Annotated in this window: 14 protein-coding genes, 1 pseudogene and 1 riboswitch; of the genes and pseudogenes, 9 read left to right on the forward strand and 6 right to left on the reverse strand. The window is 73.3% G+C overall.

Going from position 1 to position 13,655, the window contains the following annotated elements; genetic code table 11:
* Positions 1 to 33: 33 nt before the first annotated feature.
* Positions 34 to 588: a tellurite resistance TerB family protein gene (locus M2163_RS26295; RefSeq protein ID WP_280850403.1), complete on the forward strand. Its 555-nt coding sequence runs from the start codon at positions 34 to 36 to the stop codon at positions 586 to 588.
* A 21-nt stretch (positions 589 to 609) separates the two neighbouring features.
* Here M2163_RS26295 and M2163_RS26300 read toward each other — a convergent pair whose 3' ends face one another.
* Positions 610 to 789, reverse strand: coding sequence for a hypothetical protein (locus M2163_RS26300; RefSeq protein ID WP_280850402.1), 180 nt, complete (start codon positions 787 to 789; stop codon positions 610 to 612).
* A gap of 123 nt (positions 790 to 912) precedes the next feature.
* Between M2163_RS26300 and M2163_RS26305 the strand changes: the two genes are divergently transcribed.
* The 4 genes from M2163_RS26305 to M2163_RS26320 all read left to right on the forward strand — a co-directional run bounded on the left by M2163_RS26305 (position 913) and on the right by M2163_RS26320 (position 5,257).
* A complete protein-coding gene (locus M2163_RS26305) occupies positions 913 to 2,259 on the forward strand; it encodes a tetratricopeptide repeat protein (protein ID WP_280850401.1) in 1,347 nt (448 codons plus the stop codon).
* A 90-nt stretch (positions 2,260 to 2,349) separates the two neighbouring features.
* A complete protein-coding gene (locus M2163_RS26310) occupies positions 2,350 to 3,360 on the forward strand; it encodes a permease (protein WP_280854144.1) in 1,011 nt (336 codons plus the stop codon).
* Complete coding sequence (locus tag M2163_RS26315; RefSeq protein WP_280895200.1) at positions 3,357 to 4,115, forward strand: TIGR03943 family protein; 759 nt, start codon at positions 3,357 to 3,359, stop codon at positions 4,113 to 4,115. Before M2163_RS26310 ends, M2163_RS26315 begins: the two co-directional genes overlap by 4 nt.
* Before the next feature lie 137 nt (positions 4,116 to 4,252).
* The gene (locus M2163_RS26320) at positions 4,253 to 5,257 is read left to right on the forward strand and encodes an ANTAR domain-containing protein (RefSeq protein WP_348541375.1); all 1,005 of its coding nucleotides are present in this window, start codon (positions 4,253 to 4,255) and stop codon (positions 5,255 to 5,257) included.
* A gap of 4 nt (positions 5,258 to 5,261) precedes the next feature.
* Here M2163_RS26320 and M2163_RS26325 read toward each other — a convergent pair whose 3' ends face one another.
* Both M2163_RS26325 and M2163_RS26330 read right to left on the reverse strand, forming a co-directional pair.
* Entirely contained in the window at positions 5,262 to 6,059 is a 798-nt protein-coding gene (locus tag M2163_RS26325; protein ID WP_280895201.1) for a hypothetical protein, read from the reverse strand.
* A gap of 148 nt (positions 6,060 to 6,207) precedes the next feature.
* Entirely contained in the window at positions 6,208 to 6,555 is a 348-nt protein-coding gene (locus tag M2163_RS26330; protein ID WP_280850398.1) for a metalloregulator ArsR/SmtB family transcription factor, read from the reverse strand.
* A gap of 95 nt (positions 6,556 to 6,650) precedes the next feature.
* Positions 6,651 to 6,857, forward strand: a riboswitch (cobalamin riboswitch).
* A 28-nt stretch (positions 6,858 to 6,885) separates the two neighbouring features.
* On the opposite strand from M2163_RS26330, the gene M2163_RS26335 reads away from it, so the two are divergent.
* Positions 6,886 to 7,980 carry a HoxN/HupN/NixA family nickel/cobalt transporter gene (locus M2163_RS26335; protein WP_280850397.1) on the forward strand — a complete coding sequence of 365 codons (1,095 nt, stop codon included), beginning with the start codon at positions 6,886 to 6,888 and terminating at the stop codon, positions 7,978 to 7,980.
* Between the two features lie 16 nt (positions 7,981 to 7,996).
* Here M2163_RS26335 and M2163_RS26340 read toward each other — a convergent pair whose 3' ends face one another.
* From M2163_RS26340 to M2163_RS26350, 3 genes and pseudogenes are all read right to left on the reverse strand, one after another.
* Entirely contained in the window at positions 7,997 to 8,959 is a 963-nt protein-coding gene (locus M2163_RS26340; RefSeq protein WP_280850396.1) for a nucleoside hydrolase, read from the reverse strand.
* A 38-nt stretch (positions 8,960 to 8,997) separates the two neighbouring features.
* Complete coding sequence (gene thrS, locus M2163_RS26345; RefSeq protein WP_348541374.1) at positions 8,998 to 10,224, reverse strand: threonine--tRNA ligase; 1,227 nt, start codon at positions 10,222 to 10,224, stop codon at positions 8,998 to 9,000.
* 487 nt (positions 10,225 to 10,711) lie between these two features.
* Positions 10,712 to 11,566 (reverse strand): annotated as a pseudogene (locus M2163_RS26350) (DMT family transporter); the annotation flags it as partial.
* A 120-nt stretch (positions 11,567 to 11,686) separates the two neighbouring features.
* Between M2163_RS26350 and M2163_RS26355 the strand changes: the two are divergent.
* The 3 genes from M2163_RS26355 to M2163_RS26365 all read left to right on the forward strand — a co-directional run bounded on the left by M2163_RS26355 (position 11,687) and on the right by M2163_RS26365 (position 13,650).
* Positions 11,687 to 12,223 carry a TetR/AcrR family transcriptional regulator gene (locus M2163_RS26355; protein ID WP_280897316.1) on the forward strand — a complete coding sequence of 179 codons (537 nt, stop codon included), beginning with the start codon at positions 11,687 to 11,689 and terminating at the stop codon, positions 12,221 to 12,223.
* A 93-nt stretch (positions 12,224 to 12,316) separates the two neighbouring features.
* Positions 12,317 to 12,901: an ECF RNA polymerase sigma factor SigK gene (gene sigK / locus M2163_RS26360; RefSeq protein WP_280850393.1), complete on the forward strand. Its 585-nt coding sequence runs from the start codon at positions 12,317 to 12,319 to the stop codon at positions 12,899 to 12,901.
* Positions 12,898 to 13,650 carry an anti-sigma factor gene (locus tag M2163_RS26365; RefSeq protein WP_280895202.1) on the forward strand — a complete coding sequence of 251 codons (753 nt, stop codon included), beginning with the start codon at positions 12,898 to 12,900 and terminating at the stop codon, positions 13,648 to 13,650. Before sigK ends, M2163_RS26365 begins: the two co-directional genes overlap by 4 nt.
* Positions 13,651 to 13,655 lie beyond the last annotated feature (5 nt).

The following is a 13,655-nucleotide window of genomic DNA, read 5'->3' on the forward strand; positions in this document are numbered from 1 at the left end:
GAGATCACTCAGACGAGTACCGAGGTGACGTCAATGGCACTGTTCGACCGGCTCAAGGACCAGGCCAGGAACCTGCAGCAGCAGGCGCAGGGCGGGCGCGGCACGACGACCGGCGGGCACGGACAGGGCGCCTCGCGCGGCGGCGGTTCGCGCGCCCAGCTCGTCGGCGTCCTGAAGACCCAGCTCGGCTCCCTGAAGGCCGAGCTGAAGAGCGGCGCGTACCGGGACGCCAGCATGGCGATGTGCGCCCTGGTCGCGGCCGCGGACGGCCAGGTGGACGCGGCCGAGATGCAGCAGATGGAGTCCCTGATCCTGGGCAACGACGTGTTGCAGAACTTCCCGCCGGAGCAGCTGCGCCAGCGCTTCCACAAGCATGTCGACCAGCTGACCCGCAACTTCCCGCAGGGCAAGGCCGAGGCGCTCCAGGAGATCGCCAAGGCCGCCAAGAAGCCCACCGAGGCGCGTGCGGTGATCCAGACCGGCATCGTCATCGCCGGCGCCGACGGCCACTTCTCGCAGGCGGAGCAGGCCGTCCTGCGGGAGGCGTGCGCGGCCCTCGGCGTCCCGCCGGGGGAGTTCCAGCTCTGAGGAGCCGTTCGGGAGAAGGGCTCAGTCCGAGGGGCGTTCGGGCGCGTGCCGGGGCACGGCGGCCCGCTCCTCGGCCGGATGGTGCGGTCCCGACGCCTTCGCGGGGCCCGCGTTGGCCGCCAGGACCAGTGTGGCCACGGCCACGACGGCGGCGGCGAAACCCCTCGTGTAGCGCGCGGTGGTGCTGGTGCGTCCGAGCACGGCGACCTCGCAGCGGTGACGGTGAGTACCCAGGGCGGTGACGGTGTATTAAGCAGGGTTAATACGCCGTTTAACCTAGGGGCTTCGGTTGCCGAACGGCAAGAGGGGCTTGGGGAGTTGGCCATGTCGGAGCGGGACGACCCGGGCGTCATCGGGCGACGGGTACAACAGCTGCGGGTCGAACGCGGGCTGACACAGAAACAGCTGGCCGAACCGGCCTACACACCGGCCTACATCTCCACCCTGGAGTCCGGGCGGGTGCGGCCCTCCGACGACGCGCTCCGGCATCTCGCCGACCGCCTCGGTGTCGGCTTCGAGGAACTGGCCACCGGCCGTCCGGCCCGTCTCGTCACCGACCTGCGGCTGCGCCTCACCGAGGCCCAGCGCACCCTCGCCACCGGGGAGGCCGAGCAGTCCGCCGGCCAGTACGCCGCCCTGCTCGCCGAGGCCGACACACTCGACCTCGCCGAGGTGCGGGCCGCCGCCCTGCTCGGGCTCGGGGAGTGCGCCGTGGAGACCGGCGAACTCGGCGCCGCACGGCAGTACTTCGAGCGGGCCGAGCAGGCCCTCGGCGACGACGTCCCGCTGCCCGCCCGGGTCCCCGCCCTGCGCGGACGTGCCCTCGCCCACTACCTCACCGGTGAACTCCGCTACTCCGTGTACCTGCTGGAGTCCACCATCGACGAACTCAACCGCGGTGGCCTGCACGACCCGGACGCCCTGCTCCTCCTCTACGCGAGCGTCATCGGCCCCTACATGGACATGGGCGCCCACGCGCGCGCCGCCCAGGCCGCCGAACTCGCCCTCGCCCTCGCCCCGCGCTCCGGCGACCCCGCCCTCGTCGCCCGTATGCACCGCTCCGTCGCCCGCACCCTGCTCGCCGAGGGCCGCCTGGCCGAGGCCGACGCCTCCCTCGCCAAGGCCGCCGAACTGTACCGGCAGCTCCAGCTGCGCACCGAGCTCGCCAACTGCCACTGGATGCGCGGCTACGTCTACGCCCAGAACGGCGAACTGGAGCGCGCCGAAGCCGAGTTGCGGCAGGCCCTCGCCATGCTCTCCGCCAAGCGGGCCGCCCTCTACTCCAGCCAGGCCGCCGTCGAACTCGCCGACGTGCTGCACCGGCGCGGCAAGTCCGACGAGGCCGCCGCCCTGCTCCACGACGTGCTCAGCGACCTCAGCTCCGAGCGCGGCGCCCTGCACTCCGCCGCCGCCCACCGCCTCCTCGGCATCATCGCCGAGGACGCCCGGGACACCGAGGCCGCCGAGGAGCACTACGTCCGCGCCCTGAGCCTCCTGGAGCGGGCCGGCGCCGCCGGTGACCTGGCCGACCTGTGCCGGCTGCTGGGCGATCTGCTCCGCCGTACCGGCAGGGTGGAGGCGGCGCTGGACGCGTACCGGACGGGCCTCGGACACCGTACGGCCCCCGGCACCACCACCCTCGGACCCGCACCCGCACAGCCGCCTCTGTGACGATTCCGGGCCTGCGCACAGGGGGGTCCGGTTAGCCTGCGCGGGTACGGAGAAGCGGGCGGGACAGGGCACGTGGCGAATCAGAGGACGATGGCCGGACGAACCGTGGCCGACGGGCTGCGGCTGTTCGCGCTCGGGCTGCGCGTACTGGTCCACGTCGCCCTCGGCGGCGCCGCGCTGCTCGCGATCGCCACCGTCGCCTCGGTCCTCGGACCCACCCTCGCCCTCGACCTCTACACGCCTCCCGTCGCCGCCTGGTGGACCGTGTTCACGGCCGTGGTGGTCCAGGGCGTGCCCTTCCTCCTGCTCGGCACGGTCGTCTCCGCGGCGATCGGCGCCTTCGTGCCGGAGCGGGTCTTCACCCGTCTCCTGCCGCGCAACCAGGCCCTCGCGGTGCCGGTGGCGGGCGCGGCCGGGGTCGTGCTGCCGGGGTGCGAGTGCGCGTCCGTGCCGGTGGCCGGGAGCCTGATGCGGCGCGGGGTGGCCCCGGCGGCGGCACTCGCCTTCCTCCTGTCCGCGCCCGCGATCAACCCGGTGGTGCTCGTGGCGACCTCCATCGCCTTTCCCGGGCAGCCGGGGATGGTGCTCGGCCGGCTGCTCGCCTCGCTCGCCACGGCCGTGGTGATGGGGTGGCTGTGGGCGCGGTTCGGGCGCGAGGAGTGGCTGCGGCCGCCGAAACGATCAACCGGGACCGCGGCCCGTGGACTGCGGGCCTTCGGCACGGGGCTCCAGCACGACTTCCTGCACGCGGGCGGCTTCCTGGTGCTCGGCGCGGCGGCCGCGGCGACCTTCAACATCGTGGTTCCGCGCTCGGTGCTCGGCCTGTTCACCGGCTCGGCCTGGCTGTCGGTGCTGCTGCTGGCCGTCCTCGCGGTCGTGCTGTGCGTGTGCAGCGAGGCGGACGCGTTCGTGGCCGCGTCGCTGAGCGGTTTCTCGCCTACCGCACGGCTGGCGTTCATGGTCGTGGGACCGATGGTCGACCTCAAACTGATCGCCCTCCAGGCGGGCACCTTCGGGCGGGCCTTCGCCGTCCGCTTCTCCGCCGTCACCTGGGCGGTGGCCGTACTGAGCAGCGTGCTCGTCGGGTGGTGGCTGCTGTGAGGCGCTACGGTCCCTGTCTGCTCCTCGTCCTGGTCGGCGCGGCGGTCCTGCGGATCTCGCTCCTCAGCGAGCTGTATCTGCGGTACGTGCAGGCGGCGCTGCGGCCGTACCTGGTGGTGTCCGGCGTGGTGCTGGTGCTGCTGGGGGCGGGGACGGCGGCCGTACGGCGAAGTGCCCGGGACGTGGACGAGGCGAACGACGAGGACGTGCACGGACACGGGGAGGGGCACGGCCACGGGCACGGGCACGGTGCCGCCGGGCCCAGGGTCGCCTGGCTGCTCACCCTGCCCGCACTCGCCCTGCTCCTCTTCCCGCCGCCCGCGCTCGGCTCCTACAGCGCCGAGCGCGAGACGGCACAGCGGGCGGCTCAGGGCGTGGGGACCTTTCCGGCGCTGCCCGCCGGGGACCCGGTCGGGCTGACCCTCGGCCAGTTCAGCTCCCGGGCGATCTACGACAGCGGGCGTTCCCTGAAGGGCCGTACGGTCCGGATGACCGGCTTCGTGACCCACGGCGACGACGGGACCTGGTACCTCACCCGGCTCTCCGTCACCTGCTGCGCGGCCGACGCCACCACCAGCAAGGTCGAGGTGCGCGGTGCCGCGGACGGGGCGCCGCCGGTCGACACCTGGGTCACCGTCACGGGCACCTGGCATCCGGAGGGCGAGCTCGGCACCGACGGCGCCTGGCCGCCGGTCGTGGACGCGAGCGAGGTACGGCGGGTACGGGAGCCGGCGGACCCGTACGAGAAGCGCTGAACGGGGAGCCCCGGTCAGCGTACTGATTGCGGGCGTTTCGCCCAGGGGGCCAGGGGTAGCCGGGCGGTGCCCTCCCCGCTCCTGGCGAGCCTGCTCGGGGGCGATGACGCCAGCCCCGCGTCGACCCGAAGGAGGCGGTGACCGTGCGGCCCAGGGACGCCGACGGCGAGGAGCCCGGTCCGTTCCCCGGGGCACCGTCCGGCCGACCGGAGGACGGCACCGACTCCTTCGCGCAACCGGCAGACGAACGCCGTGGCGAGGAAGGTCGCGACCACGACGCCGATCGGGACCGTGACCGTGAGCGTGAGCGGGCACTGGGCCAGGGCGGTCACCAGAGCGAGACCAGACAGGACCGCCGACCCACGCGACAACGTGCCCGGGACAGCGGCCGCGCCCCCAACCCACTCACCGCCGCCCCCAACCCCCCGCGACCCCCCGATCACCCCCGCGTCTCCGACGTGATCGCGGCCGGGGTCCGGGGTGCTGCGCCCGTACAGGTTCCGGGGAAGCTGTGCGTGGCCGCTGTCGAGTTGTTGCCGGTGGTCGGGGCGAGTGTGTCGCTGCGCAGCGACGGCATGCCCGTGCAGCTCAGTGCCAGCAGTGACCGGGCCGCTCAACTCTCCGACATCCAGGCCACGTTGGGGGACGGACCGTGCACGGCAGCCGCGGCGTCCGGTGCCGCCGTGTTCGCCACCGACCTGACCTCGGGCGGGGACGCGGGTCGCTGGCCGGTCTTCGCCGAGGAGGCCACCGCCGCCGGGATACGGGCGGTGTACTCGATGCCGCTCGGCAACGACACCGTCTGCGTGGGCACCCTCGACCTCTATCGTGACGTCCCCGGCGAACTCACCCGGCGTGAGCGGCGTGTCGCCGAACTCGTGGCGAACGTCATGACGGTGGCCCTGATGGCCCTGCCCCGGGACGAGGAGTACGGCCCCGAGGGCGACGCCCCTTGGCTCAGCGGTCTGGCCACCGCCCACGACGAGGTGTACCAGGCCGTCGGCATGGTCATGGTGCAGCTCGGCGCCGACGCGGACGAGGCGCTGGCCCGCCTGCGCGCCCACGCCTTCGCACACGGCCGTAGCGTGCTGGAGGTGGCGCACGAGGTGGTCCGGCACCGCAGACGCCTCGCCCCCGACTGACCCCTCACACCTGCACCCGCCCCTGCCTGCGCACCTCCGCCAGCCGTTCGGCGCCCAGCTGTACGGCCGCCTGCGTGGCCTCCGTCTGCACGTCGCCGAAGCCGCCGTTCGTCACGCTGATCGCGTCCTCACCGACGCGGAGCGCGGCGACGTCCAGGGTGAGCGTGGTCGGCTCGCCGTCCGGCGACTGCCCCGTCAGCAGCACCCGCAGCCCCTGCCGGGCGTCCCCCGCCTCCGGCAGCGGCAACTCCCCGACCTGCACCCCGAGGACGGCCCCCGTGGTCGTGGTGGCCGCGAACTGCGCACACTTCCTCGGCAGGCTCCCGAGCCAGGCCAGGGTCCTGTCGATCTCCGCCGGCGGACGGGCGAGCACCTGATAGCGCATCTGGGCCTGGTTCCACTCGTCGTCCATCCCGACGACCGCGCGGGGCCGGGCGTCGGCCCCGAACAACTCGTCCGCGTACAGCGCGTCCAGCAGCCGCTGACACCCGCGCCGGTCGGCCTTCGCCTTCAGCACCCCGTCGTGCCAGGTGGCCACCCCCTGGGCCGGCGTCCAGGGTTCGCCGAGGTCCGCGTCGGTGACGAGCGCGGCCTGCGCCATCGCCTCGGTGAGGGCCGAGGAAGGGCCGGTGGACGCCTTGGCGGACGCCTTCGCGGACGGCGGCGGCGCACTGTTCGGCAGGGTGATCGTCGGCTTGGGCGCGGTGGGAGGCGTGGAGAGCGCGGAACAGGCGGTGGCGGAGAGGAGCCCGGAGAGAGCGAGGGCGGAGGCGGCGGCGCGGGCGGCGCGGGGCGGGGTCATGCTTCAAGTGATCACCGGGCGCTCGGAGGTCACCAGTGGTCCGGGCCGTACGGGTTACGCACCACGCGGCCGACGGTCCGCTCCGGCACACCCGCGGAGCCCGGCCGCGGTCAGGACACCCGCTGCAACAACCTCCGCCCGGCCGCGGTCAGGACACCTGCTGCAACAACCCCCGCACCGCCTCGTCCACCACCCGGTACCGCACCACCCGTCCCGCCTTCTCGCCCGCCACCACGCCGGCCGCCCGCAGCAGCCGCAGGGCCTGGGAGACGGCGGGGTCGTTCATGCCGGTCGCGATCGCGAGGTCGGAGACGGCCAGGGGGCCGGTGCGGTGCAGGGCGAGCAGCAGGGACAGCCGGTTGGGGTCGGCGAGGAGGGCGAAGCGGTCGGACCAGGTGCGGACGTGTCCCGGGTCGCCGATCGCGGCGATGGCGTCGCACACCCGGTGCCCGTCGATGGTGCGGCGGTCGGCTCGGTCGGCCGGGACGAGGTGCATGGGGCACATCCTCGCAGGCGGCCGTATGTGATCTGCCGTATGTGATCTTCCATACCTGCGCAGGTGTGCAGCTATGCAGGAACCCCCGGCCCCGCCTACGGTGGGCGGGCCGTGGTGCTCGGGAAACCGGTGACGACCCCTCAGGGGTCCATGCCGGTGCGGCCCTCGCCACTGTGATCGGGGAGTTCCCCTCCCACGTCCCTCGCGGGACAGCCACTGGCCGTCACCACCAGGCCGGGAAGGCGGGCAGGGAAACGTACGACCCGTAAGCCAGGAGACCGGCCACGGCAGCTCACGCGTTCATCCACGAGGTGCTGGAGTGACCACCGTATGACCGACCCTGCCCTGCCCGGGACCGCCGCCGCCTCCTTCCGCTGGCGGCGCGAGGACACCGTCAGGACGGCCGGCCTGATGGCCGCGATAGCCGCGCTGCACGTCCTCGCCTTCGGCATCCTGTTCCTGCTCGTCGTCCCGGGGCACTACGAGGTCGGCGACAGGGCCTTCGGCATCGGCCTCGGCATCACCGCCTACACCCTCGGCATGCGGCACGCCTTCGACGCGGACCACATCGCCGCGATCGACAACACCACCCGCAAGCTGATGGCCGACGGCAAGCGGCCGGTGTCGGTGGGGTTCTGGTTCGCGCTCGGGCACTCCAGTGTCGTCGTCGTGCTCGCGGCGCTCATCGCGGGCGGCACCCAGCTCGCCGGCAAGGTCATGAACGAGGGGTCCGGCACCCACCAGGTCCTGGGTTTTCTCGGTACGACGATCTCCGGGACGTTCCTCTACCTCATCGCCGCCCTCAACCTGGTCGCCCTGGTGGGCATCCTGAAGGTGTTCCGGGCGATGCGGGCGGGGTCGTACGACGAGCAGGAGCTGGAGCAGCATCTGGACTCCCGGGGCTTCATGAACCGGATCCTCGGCCGGCTCACCAGGTCCATCACCCGGCCGGGGCAGATGTTTCCGCTGGGCTTTCTCTTCGGGCTCGGCTTCGACACGGCCACCGAGGTCACGCTGATGGTGATGGCGGGGTCGGGTGCGGCGGCCGGACTGCCCTGGTACGCGATCCTGTGCCTCCCCCTGCTCTTCGCCGCCGGCATGAGCCTGTTCGACACCCTCGACGGCACGTTCATGAACTTCGCGTACCAGTGGGCCTTCTCCAACCCGGTGCGCAAGGTGTTCTACAACCTCGCCATCACCGGCCTGTCCATCGCGGTCGCCTTCTTCATCGGCACGATCGAGCTCGTCGGCGTCCTGCACGACAAGCTCGCCCTCACCGACGCCCTCACCACCTGGATCGCCGACATCGACCTCGACAACGTCGGGTACGTCATCGTCGGCCTGTTCGTGGTGGTGTGGGCGGCGGCGATCGCCTACTGGCGGCTGGCGAAGGTGGAGCAGCGGTGGGGCGTCAGCGGTTCCTGAGGGCCCGGACCGGCCGCTAGGCCCCCTCCACCGCCGTCAGCCACAGCTTCACGTACCGTTCCACGTCCACGTCCAACCCCACGTCCACGAGGGTCACTTCGCGTCCGCCCTCGTGGATCTCGGACTCGCCGGGACGGCGGCGGCGGTCGACGACGGTCTGGCCGCGGGTCGGGCCGGGGGTCAACGAGACCTCCACCGGCAGGAGTTCGGTGGTCAGGCCGCCCGGGTCGACGACCGCGCACACCGCGCCCGCGTCGCCGAGGCCGCCGCTGGGGGTGGGGTCGCCGGAGGTGGCCGGGTCGCGGTGGGCGAGGAGCTCCCCGGCCATGCGCAGGGCCGGTTCCGCACTCGCGCGCAGCCGCTGGACGTCCGCCGCCGGGACGACGACCCGCTCGAAGACGTCCAGCCCGTACATGGTGATCGGCACCCCCGCGGTGAGCAGGACCGCGGCCGCCTCGGGGTCGTGCCAGACGTTGAACTCCGCGACCGGGGTGGCGTTCCCGGTCGCCACCGCGCCGCCCATGAACACGATCCGCTCGATGTTGCGCACCACGTCGGGGTGCGTACGAAGGAGCAGCGCGATGTTGGTGAGCGGGGCGGTCGGGACGAGCGTCACGGGGGTGGGCGAGGCGAGGATCTCCCGCCGGAGCAGCGTCACCGCGTCCACGTCCACCGCCACCCGGGTCGGGGCGGGCAGCCCCAGGTCGCCCATCCCGTCGAGCCCGTGCACGTGCTGCGCGGTGCGCACGGGCTCGATCAGCGGCCGCTCGGCACCCCGGGCCACCGGGACGTCCCCGGCCCCGGCCTGCTCCAGGACGGTCAGCGTGTTGCGGACCACGCCGTCGACGTCGGTGTTCCCGGCGACACAGGTGACCGCGCGCAGGTCGATGCCGGGGTGCCGTACGGCGAACAGCAGGGCCAGGGCGTCGTCGACACCGGTGTCGCAGTCGATGATCACCGGGATGGGCTGACCGGTCACGGCGGGGATCCTTTCGTCACTGGCGTACGGGACCGACCTTACGCAGCCGCCCAGAGTCCGGGCCCGCGATCACCGGCCCGGACGCCGATCCGTTCCAGCAGCTCGTCGACCGGTACCGCTCCCGGCCGGCGTCCGTCCCGCAGTCGCACGGCCGCACGGCCGGCGCCGGCCTCCCGCTCGCCGATCACCGCCTGGTACGGCACGAGGCGCGCGGCGCGGACGCGGGCGGCGAGGGTGCCGTGGCCGGGGCCGGAGAGTTCGGCCCGGATGCCGCGCGCTGCGGCCAGCCGTACGACCTCGTGGGCCCGCTCCTCCTGGGCGTCGCCCACGGGCAGGACCACGAGTTGCACGGGCGCGAGCCACACCGGGAACGCGCCGCCGTGGGTCTCGACGAGATGGGCGACCGCCCGCTCCACGCTCCCGATGACGCTGCGGTGGACCATGACCGGACGGTGCCTGTCGCCATCGGGTCCGATGTAGTGGAGGTCGAAGCGCTCGGGCTGGTGGAAGTCGATCTGGACGGTGGAGAGGGTGGACTCGCGGCCGGCGGGGTCGGTGATCTGCACGTCGATCTTGGGGCCGTAGAAGGCGGCCTCGCCCTCGACGGAGTCGTGGTCGACGCCGTCCAGGACCTCTTCGAGGAGGGCGGTGGCGCGGCGCCAGAGCGCGGGGTCCGCGACGTACTTGCCGGAGCCGCCCGGCAGGGACAGGCGGTACCTGGCCGCCCGGATGCCGAGGTCGTCGTAGGCGCGCCGGATGAGGTCCAGGGCGGCGCGGGCCTCCGCCACGACCTGCTCGGGGGTGCAGAAGACGTGGGCGTCGTTGAGCTGGATGGCGCGGACGCGGGTGAGGCCGCCGAGGACGCCCGAGAGCTCGGAGCGGTACATGCCGCCCAACTCGGCCATCCGCAACGGCAGTTCCCGGTAACTGTGGGACCGGGAACGGTAGATGAGGGCGTGGTGCGGGCACAGGCTCGGCCGCAGGACGACCTCCTCGCCGCCGAGCCGCATCGGCGGGAACATGTCGTCGCCGTAGTGCGACCAGTGCCCGGAGATCTCGTACAGCTCCCGCTTGCCGAGCACGGGCGAGTACACGTGCCGGTACCCGGCGGCCCGCTCGACCTCCCGGACGTACTCCTCCAGCACATGCCGTACGACGGCCCCGTCGGGCAGCCAGTACGGCAGGCCCGCGCCCATCAGCGGATCGGTGTCGAACAGACCGAGCTCACGGCCGAGCCGACGGTGGTCGTACAGGTGGTCGTCCATGGGGATCTCCCTCGCGGTGGGGGGGCGAGGAACCGAAGGGAACGACAGAACCCCGGGGCACTCGCCCCGGGGCTTCGGACTGCGACAGCGGTCAGCGCGCCGGGACCTGCTCCGGCGTCGTCGTGATCGACACGACGGCAATGACGTGGGCACGCTGCATGCGGTGAGGGTAGGGGGACGGGCGGGGGCGGCGCGAGGGCTTTTCGACCGGGGGGCGCCGACGGGCCGTGCGTGTCATGCGCAGGAAGCGGCTCGCCGAGTGTGCCGCCGGGAGCACCACGGCAACCCGATCCCGGGTCTGGCGGAGCACCCCGGCTGTTGTCCGCTCTACGGCAGGCCGGGGTGCGGCCCGGCGCGGTCGTGAGCGTGACGTCTTCGCCCGGCGGCCGGAGTTCCGGCGTCGGCCGCGGTGTGCGCCCTCGGGGCCAGGCCCTGAGCGCCGCCAGCGGGAACCGGCGGGCTCCGCCTCCTCTCGGCGGGGGCCCGTCCCGCGCACCACCGTCACTGCCGTCAGGGCCACCGCCAGGCCCAGCGCGGTCTGTGGCGTGAAGGGCTCGTCGAACATCAGCGCGCCCCAGACGGCCGTGACGGGTGCCATGAGGAACATGAGGGTGTTGACCTCGGTGACTCCGGAGCGCTGGAGGACGAGCCAGTACAGGCCGTAGCCGCCGAAGGTGGACAGGGTCACGAGCCAGACCGTCGCGAGCCAGAAGGATCCCGTGGCGGGCGGGGTCGCGGTGCCGGTCGCGAGGGCGGCGGCCGTGAAGACGACGGCGCTGGTGGCGCAGTGGACGGTCATCGCGTCGGCCGGGGTCACCGGGGTGCGGGAGCGCCGGTCGAGGAAGGTGGCCGCGACCAGCGAGAGCATCCCGGCGAACGGGACGAGGTAGGTCCACCACGCCACCCCCGTCGTCGAGGCCGCGTCGGCCGTGGTGACCAGGGCGACTCCGCACAGGCCCAGGCACAGACCGAGCCACTGCCGGGCCGACACGTACTGGCGCAGCAGCGGACCGGCGAGCGCGCCCGCGACCAGCGGCTGGGTGCCGTCGATCAGGGCCGTCGTACCGCTGGAGACGCCGAGCTGGATCGCGTAGTAGACGGTGAGCAGGTAACCGCTCTGGGAGAGCAGTCCGATCAGGGCCTGCCGGGCGAGGTCGCGGGGTGCGAGCGCGCGCCAGGGGGCGCGGCCCCGGTGGAGCGCGTACGCGAGCAGGACGGCCGCGAGCGGCAGGAACCGCCACATCAGGAGCGTCGTCGCGCCGGCGTCCTCGGTGCCCAGCCTCGCGCCGACGAACCCCGAGCTCCAGCAGACGACGAAGGCGGCGGAGAGCAGGACGTTCATGCAGGTCACCACCCGTGACTAGACAGATCGGTCTACCTCCTTGCCGTCACCACTATACAGATCGGTATAGTCGGTGGGGTGGGAGACAGTGGACAGGCACCCCAGGTGCGGCGGATCGGCATGACCCCGGGCGCCCGGCGCGCCCTCGCGGCGGCGTCCCGGCTGTTCTACGAGCGCGGCATCCACGCGGTCGGCGTGGACCTCATCGCCGCCGAGGCCGGGGTGACGAAGAAGACGCTCTACGACCGGTTCGGCTCCAAGGAGCAGATCGTCGTGGAGTACCTCGCCGACCGGGACGAGCGCTGGCGGGCGTACCTCACGGAGCGGCTCGCGGCGGCGGGACCGGACACCGTCGAGCGGGTCCGCGCGGTCTTCGAGGCCTCTCGGGAGTGGATGGACGACAACAGCCCCAAGGGCTGCGGGATGGTCAACGCCCACGCCGAGATCAGCGACCCCGCCCACCCGGCGTACGCCGTCATCGCCGGCCAGAAGCAGTGGATGCTCCGGCTCTTCACCGACCTGGCCCCCGGGCAGGCCGGCACCCTCGTGCTCCTGCACGAGGGCGCCATGGTCGCCCACGGGCTGCGCGTCTTCCCCGACCCCATCGGGTACGCCCGCGACCGGGCGGTGGAACTCCTCGGCGCAGGAGCTTCGTGACCGCGGCCCCCGGCACCCTCCGCTGCGCATCCAATCCGCGGCCCGCGCAGAAACGGATTACACCCGGACATGTCCCGACCGCGGAGGCCCTCGGTGAAAGAAGCAGTGCATATCGGAAGAAATCCGGCGGTGGAGCCGGATCTTCAGGAGCTGGTGGGCCAGGTGGCGCTGGGTGACGAGGAGGCGTTCGCCCGGGTCTACGACACCGTGGTGGGGTCGGTGTTCGGAGTGGTGCGTGCCGTACTGCGCGACCGGGCGCAGTCGGAGGAAGTCGTGCAGGAAGTGCTCGTGGAGGTGTGGCGGACCGCTCCCCGCTACCGCGCCGACCGCGGGACGGCCATCAACTGGATCCTCACCCTGGCGCACCGCCGCGCGGTGGACCGGATCCGCTCGGCGGACGCCGCCGCGGCCCGCGACCACAAGGCGGCGCTGCTGGACCGGCTGCCCGAGTACGACGAGGTGGCCGAGCACGTCGAGGCCCGCCTGGAGCGGGAGCAGGTACGGCGCTGTCTGCGCACCCTGACCGAGATCCAGCGCCAGGCCGTGACCCTCGCCTACTACCGGGGACTGACCTACCGCCAGGTGGCGGAGGCACTGTCGCTCCCCCTCGGCACCGTGAAGACCCGACTGCGCGACGGACTCATCCGGCTGCGCGACTGCCTGGGGGTGACCGCGTGACCACCGTCGACCTGCACCGGATGACAGGTGCCTACGCCCTGCACGCGCTGTCCGACGAGGAGAACACGGCGTTCGAGCGTCACCTCCCGGACTGCGAGCCGTGCGCCCAGGAGGCCGCCGAACTGCGCGCCACCGCGGCCCGGCTGGGCCTCGCCGCCACCACGGCACCGCCGGCCGCCCTGCGCGCACAGGTGCTGCGCCGGATCACCACCGTCCGGCAGGTGCCGCCCGGACCGCCGGCCCAGGCGCCCACCGTCCGGGCCCGGCTGCGCACCCGGGCCCTGTCCCGGTGGGCACTGGCGGCCTGCCTCGCGACGGCCGCGGCGCTGGGCGGCACGACCGTGTGGCAGTACCAGCGGGCCGAGGACGCCCGGGGCCGGGCGGGGCAGGCGGTGCGCACGACGGACGAGATCGCCGCCGTGCTGTCCGCGCCGGACGCCCGGACACGGGCCGCGGAACTGGCGGACGGCGCCACCGGCACCGTCGTCGTCTCCCGCGGTCTCGACCGGGCCGTCTTCGCCGTGTCCGGGATGGCCCGGCCCCCGGGCGGCAAGGTGTACCAGCTCTGGTTCGACGACGAGGGCACCATGCGGTCGGCCGGTCTGATGGACCCCGGCCGCAGCGACCAGGCGGTGCTGATGCGGGGCGCGGTCGACGGGGCGTCGGGCATGGGCGTCACCGTCGAACCCGCGGGCGGCTCGAAGCACCCCAGCTCCGCGCCGGTCGCCCTGATGAGTTTCCCGGGCTGAGGCTC

This window comes from Streptomyces sp. SAI-135, from assembly GCF_029893805.1.
Classification (GTDB): domain Bacteria; phylum Actinomycetota; class Actinomycetes; order Streptomycetales; family Streptomycetaceae; genus Streptomyces.

What these genes read in the sequence shown, in the direction of transcription:
- M2163_RS26335 (WP_280850397.1), top strand. Translation starts at nt 6,886, where the DNA reads ATGACCGACCCTGCCCTGCCCGGGACCGCCGCCGCCTCCTTCCGCTGG.
- M2163_RS26295 (WP_280850403.1), top strand. Translation starts at nt 34, where the DNA reads ATGGCACTGTTCGACCGGCTCAAGGACCAGGCCAGGAACCTGCAGCAG.
- thrS (WP_348541374.1), bottom strand. Translation starts at nt 10,224, where the DNA reads ATGGACGACCACCTGTACGACCACCGTCGGCTCGGCCGTGAGCTCGGT.
- M2163_RS26325 (WP_280895201.1), bottom strand. Translation starts at nt 6,059, where the DNA reads ATGACCCCGCCCCGCGCCGCCCGCGCCGCCGCCTCCGCCCTCGCTCTC.
- M2163_RS26305 (WP_280850401.1), top strand. Translation starts at nt 913, where the DNA reads ATGTCGGAGCGGGACGACCCGGGCGTCATCGGGCGACGGGTACAACAG.
- M2163_RS26330 (WP_280850398.1), bottom strand. Translation starts at nt 6,555, where the DNA reads ATGCACCTCGTCCCGGCCGACCGAGCCGACCGCCGCACCATCGACGGG.
- M2163_RS26355 (WP_280897316.1), top strand. Translation starts at nt 11,687, where the DNA reads ATGACCCCGGGCGCCCGGCGCGCCCTCGCGGCGGCGTCCCGGCTGTTC.
- M2163_RS26310 (WP_280854144.1), top strand. Translation starts at nt 2,350, where the DNA reads ATGGCCGGACGAACCGTGGCCGACGGGCTGCGGCTGTTCGCGCTCGGG.